The sequence below is a fragment of the Streptomyces sp. UNOC14_S4 genome, from assembly GCF_020740835.1.
Lineage (GTDB): Bacteria > Actinomycetota > Actinomycetes > Streptomycetales > Streptomycetaceae > Streptomyces.
On sequence record NZ_JAINFC010000510.1, the window covers coordinates 1 to 5,292 of the forward strand.

4 protein-coding genes are annotated in these 5,292 nt (G+C 72.2%); 1 reads left to right on the top strand and 3 read right to left on the bottom strand.

Annotation, left to right across the window (positions count from 1 at the left end):
* On the top strand, positions 1–1,313 hold a 1,313-nt coding region (locus tag K6I34_RS30790; RefSeq protein ID WP_229331000.1), incomplete at its 5' end, for a PQQ-binding-like beta-propeller repeat protein.
* Between the two features lie 123 nt (positions 1,314–1,436).
* Here K6I34_RS30790 and ilvD read toward each other — a convergent pair.
* The 3 genes from ilvD to K6I34_RS30805 form a co-directional block, all read right to left on the bottom strand.
* Entirely contained in the window at positions 1,437–3,287 is a 1,851-nt protein-coding gene (ilvD, locus tag K6I34_RS30795) for a dihydroxy-acid dehydratase (RefSeq protein WP_229331062.1), read from the bottom strand.
* Positions 3,288–3,441: 154 nt separating this feature from the next.
* The gene (locus tag K6I34_RS30800; RefSeq protein ID WP_229331064.1) at positions 3,442–4,068 is read right to left on the bottom strand and encodes a TetR family transcriptional regulator; all 627 of its coding nucleotides are present in this window, start codon (positions 4,066–4,068) and stop codon (positions 3,442–3,444) included.
* Positions 4,065–4,889, bottom strand: a complete 825-nt coding sequence (locus tag K6I34_RS30805; RefSeq protein ID WP_229331066.1) for a sugar phosphate isomerase/epimerase — start codon at positions 4,887–4,889, stop codon at positions 4,065–4,067. Before K6I34_RS30805 ends, K6I34_RS30800 begins: the two co-directional genes overlap by 4 nt.
* Positions 4,890–5,292 lie beyond the last annotated feature (403 nt).

The window sequence follows — 5,292 nt, forward strand, 5'->3', positions numbered from 1 at the left end:
CCGGCAAGCCCGCCGGAGCGCTCGCCAGGCCGCATCGCCGCCGCGCCCTGTGGGCCGTCGCTGCCACCGTGGTGGCCGCCGTGGTGGGCACGGGCGGCTTCTGGCTGCTGAGCTGGACCGATGTACTGGACCGGCCGTTGCACCGGTCCTCCGCCACGGGCGCCGACTGGGAGCCGTGGGAGGTGTCGGTCCCGGCGGACGCCGCGGGCGACGGCAAGGTGCGGGCCGGCTTCTGCACGTACGGGGAGCAGGCGCTCTACTGCTCCGCTCCGGGGGTGGAGGCGGCGCGCGTCGACCCCGCGAACGGGAACGTCGTCTGGCGGATACCGACGGACAACTCCCAGCCCGCGGAGACGGAGCCGGGCACACCGCCCGCGCCCGTGATCTCAGGCGGCCTCGTGCACGTCATGACGTCGGACGGCGACCTGCTGTCGGCGCTGGACCCGGCGAAGGGCGAGCCGCGCTGGACGCGGAACGTGTCGGCGTACGGGGGCCGCGTCTATCACGCGGGCGACACGCTGCTGCTCGTCGCGGTGGACGGCACGGTGACGGCGGTCGACAGCGCCTCGGGAAAGGACCGCTGGAGCCGCAAGCTGCCGGGGATGCCGAAGCCGGTCCTGTCGTCCTTCGCGGATTCCCGGGTGGGCCCGGGACAGGACGCGGGAGCGCCGGTCTACGCCGTCTCTCCGGCCGGCGCCGGGCAGCACCGTACGCAGGTGCTCGCGTTCGACCCGCTGCGCGGTACGACGCTGTGGCAGCGGACGTTCGAGGGCGACCTGACCGCCACCGGCGTGGGCCCCCGCGGCGCGCTGTACCTGACGGCCGCCGACTCGCGCGTACGGGTGGCCACGGTCGTCCGCTACGACCCGGTGGAACGGCGCGAGCAGCGGATCCCCCTGAGCACCCCGCTCAATGTGACGAGCGCCGCCGCCCGTGGTGACACGGTCTACCTGCTGTCGTCGGACGGCGGCCTGACGGCGGTCGGTACAGGTGCCGGTACGGGTACGGGTACCGGTACGGGCGGTTCGAGGAACGGTCAGCTGTGGCGGCTGGACACGTCGGTGGCCAACGCTTCGGCGCTGGTCCTCGACGAGGGCAGGCTGTACTTCTCCGCGGCGGACGGGCGGTTGCTGGCCGTCGACACGGTCAAGGGGACACTGCTCGGGCAGACGTCACCGCGGCTGACGCGCGCCGGGCGCGGCTATCTGGACCTCCTGCCCGCGCCGGTGGCCGCGGACGGGAAGGTCTTCGGCGCGGCACCGGACGGCACGGTCTTCGCCGTGAGCGACCACGACCCGGCGGGGTGGCGGTAAGGGGCGCAGCCCAATGGCCGACGCCCCTTACGTGATGGTGCTCCCTTGCCGTATCCGTACCCATCACGGCGGCCGGGTGCACACAGGGCTCAGTGCACGCGGGCTCAGCGCGTGTCAGGGATGTCAGCCCAGGCGGCTGACGTCCCTGACGGCACCCTTGTCCGCGCTGGTGGCCATCGCGGCGTACGCGCGCAGGGCGGCGGAGACCTTGCGGTCGCGGTTCTTCGGGGCGTACGTGCCGTTCAGTGCTTCCCTGCGGGCCGCCAGTTCCTCGTCGGACACGAGGAGCTCGATGGAGCGGCCGGGGATGTCGATGCGGATGCGGTCGCCGTCGTGGACGAGGGCGATGGTGCCGCCGGAGGCCGCCTCGGGCGAGGCGTGGCCGATGGAGAGGCCGGACGTGCCGCCGGAGAAGCGGCCGTCGGTGACCAGGGCGCAGGCCTTGCCCAGGCCGCGGCCCTTCAGGAAGGACGTCGGGTAGAGCATCTCCTGCATGCCGGGGCCGCCCTTGGGGCCCTCGTAGCGGATGACGACGACGTCGCCCTCCTTCACCTGCTTGCCGAGGATCTTGTCGACGGCCTCGTCCTGCGACTCGCAGACGACGGCCGGGCCCTCGAAGGTCCAGATGGACTCGTCGACACCGGCGGTCTTCACGACGCAGCCGTCGACGGCGAGGTTGCCCTTGAGCACGGCCAGCCCGCCGTCCTCGGAGTAGGCGTGCGCCACATCGCGGATGCAGCCGCCCGCCGCGTCCACATCGAGGGTCTCCCAGCGCTCGGACTGCGAGAAGGCGGTCGCGGAGCGGACGCAGCCGGGAGCCGCGTGCCAGAGCTCGACGGCCTCGGCGGACGGGGAGCCGCCGCGCACGTCCCAGGTCTCCAGCCAGTCCTTGATGGAGCGCGCGTGCACGGTGTGCACGTCCTCGTTGAGCAGGCCGCCGCGGTAGAGCTCGCCGAGGATCGCGGGGATGCCGCCCGCGCGGTGCACGTCCTCCATGTAGTACGTGCCGCCGGGGGCGACGTTCGGCGCGACCTTGGCCAGGCAGGGCACACGGCGCGAGACGGCGTCGATGTCCTTGAGGTCGTAGTCGAGCCCGGCCTCCTGGGCGGCGGCGAGCAGGTGCAGGATCGTGTTGGTCGAGCCGCCCATGGCGATGTCGAGGGCCATGGCGTTGTCGAAGGCCGCGCGGGTGGCGATGTTGCGCGGCAGGACCGACTCGTCGCCCTGCTCGTAGTAGCGCTTGGTGATCTCGACGACCGTACGGGCCGCGTTCTCGTACAGCGCGCGACGGGCCGTGTGGGTGGCGAGGGTCGAGCCGTTGCCCGGGAGGGAGAGGCCGATGGCCTCGGTGAGGCAGTTCATGGAGTTGGCGGTGAACATGCCGGAACACGAGCCACAGGTGGGGCAGGCGTTCTCCTCGATGCGGAGCACGTCCTCGTCCGAGACCTTCTCGTCGACGGAGTCCACGATGGCGTTGATCAGGTCCAGCTTGCGGACCGTGCCGTCGACGAGGGTGGCCTGGCCGGCCTCCATCGGGCCGCCGGAGACGAAGACGACGGGGATGTTCAGGCGCAGCGCGGCCATCAGCATGCCCGGGGTGATCTTGTCGCAGTTGGAGATGCAGATCAGGGCGTCGGCGCAATGCGCCTCGACCATGTACTCCACGGAGTCGGCGATCAGGTCGCGGGAGGGCAGCGAGTAGAGCATGCCCGCGTGCCCCATGGCGATGCCGTCGTCCACGGCGATGGTGTTGAACTCCCGGGGCACCGCGCCTGCCGCCAGGATCGCCTCGGAGACGATCCGGCCGACCGGCGCGAGGTGGGTGTGGCCGGGCACGAACTCGGTGAAGGAGTTGGCCACCGCGATGATCGGCTTGCCGATGTCCGCACCGGCTACGCCCGAGGCCCGCATCAGGGCACGGGCGCCCGCCATGTTGCGGCCGTGGGTGACGGTGCGGGACCTCAGCTCGGGCATCCTGCTCCACTCCTCGAAGTGCGTCAGCGCTGGGCCGGGACGTGCGTCGCGGCCCGGATCGGGTGTCAGCGCTCGTCAGCGTCTTCCGAGCCTACGCCGATGATCCAAGATCCGGACAGCGCCTCCGGGATATGAGACGCGGTCGGCAACGCGGTCAGCCGCCCGCGAGGTGGCGCTGCACCACCGGCGCCACCCGGGCGACGAGCTGTTCGAGATCCGCCGAGGCCAGCGGCTCCACCTTGATCACATAGCGGAGCATGGCGACGCCGACGAGCTGTGCGGCGGCGAGCTCGGCGCGCAGCTCGGGCTGCGCCACGTCGAGCTCCCCGGCGACACGGAGCACCAGCCGGCTGGTGACGAGGTTCCGGAAGACCTCGGCGGCGGTCTCGTTGGCGACCGCGGAGCGGACGATCGCGAGCAGCGGCTCACGGGTGTCCGTGGCCTCCCAGATGCCGAGGAAGAAGCGGGTCATCCGCTCGCCGACCGTCTCCGGGCCACCCTTGAGGAAGGCGTCCGGGCCTTCCAGGGCGGGGGCCAGGGCCACCTCGATGGCCGCGGCGAAGATCTGTTCCTTGGGGCCGAAGTAGTGGTGCACGAGGGCGGGGTCCACGTCCGCGCCCCGGGCTATGGCCCGGATGGACGCCCTGTCGTAACCGCGCTCGGCGAACTCGGTACGCGCCGCGGCGAGGATGCGCTCACGCGCGCCGGGGCCGCCGTCGGCATCCGTACGGGCGGGCCTGCCGCGCTTCTTGGGCGCACCGGCCTTCCCGGGGACGCTCACGGGCGGGCCGCGCGCGTCGGAGAAGCGAGGTGCAGCCGGGTGAAGGCCAGGGCCTCCGCGAGATCGGCCTCGCGCTCGGCCGCGGACATGGCCCGGCGGGTGTTGACCTCGATCACGACATGCCCGTCGAAGCCGGTGGTCGCGAGCCGCTCCAGCACCTCCGCGCACGGCTGCTTGCCACGGCCGGGCACCAGGTGCTCGTCCTTGGCGGAGCCGTTGCCGTCGGCGAGATGGATGTGCGCCAGCCGGTCGCCCATCCGGTCGATCATGTGGACGGCGTCCGTACGGGCGGTGGCGGTGTGCGAGAGATCGACCGTGAAATGCCGGTAGTCGTCCTTGGTGACGTCCCAGTCGGGCGCGTAGGCGAGCATCTCGCGGTCGCGGTAGCGCCAGGGATACATGTTCTCGACGGCGAACCGCACATCCGTCTCGTCGGCCATCCGCCAGATCCCCTGGACGAAGTCCCGCGCGTAACCGCGCTGCCAGCGGAACGGCGGGTGCACGACCACCGTGCTCGCGCCCAGCTTCTCGGCAGCCGTACGGGCCCGCTGGAGCTTGACCCACGGATCGGTCGACCAGACCCGCTGCGTGATGAGCAGACACGGCGCGTGAACGGCGAGGATGGGCACCTGGTGGTAGTCCGACAGGCGGCGGAGCGCCTCGATGTCCTGGCTGACCGGGTCGGTCCACACCATGACCTCGACACCGTCGTAACCCAGGCGAGCCGCGATCTCGAAAGCCGTCGCCGTCGACTCCGGGTAGACCGAGGCCGTGGACAGCGCGACCTTCGCATCCGGGATGCGCACCACTGGCTCTGTCACGAGGGACAGCGTACGCATCCCGCACGGCGTCCCGGGGGCGGGGAGCCGTACCTCGCCACGTGACATTCACGTCGCCCCTTGGCTTCCCACCGTCGCCGCCTGCGGCGGGAGCGGCCTGCGGCCGCGCCCTCCAACGCCGGACGTGCTCGGTATTCCCGGGGGCTCCGCCCCCCGGGCCCCCTGCGCCCACTGGGGTGCGTCTTGCGCTGTGTGCGCGGCTGCGGCCCCGGTGGGGGCTTGTCGCGCAGTTCCCCGCGCCCCTAGAAGCCGCCCACGAGCTCGGTCACCTATGCCCGTCCGGCGACTGCGGGCCGGTGGGGACTTCTCGCGCCGTTCCCCGCGCCCCTGATAGGGGCCGGGCGGAGAGCCGACAGCGGACGTAGGCGCCCCCTACCGGCAGCCG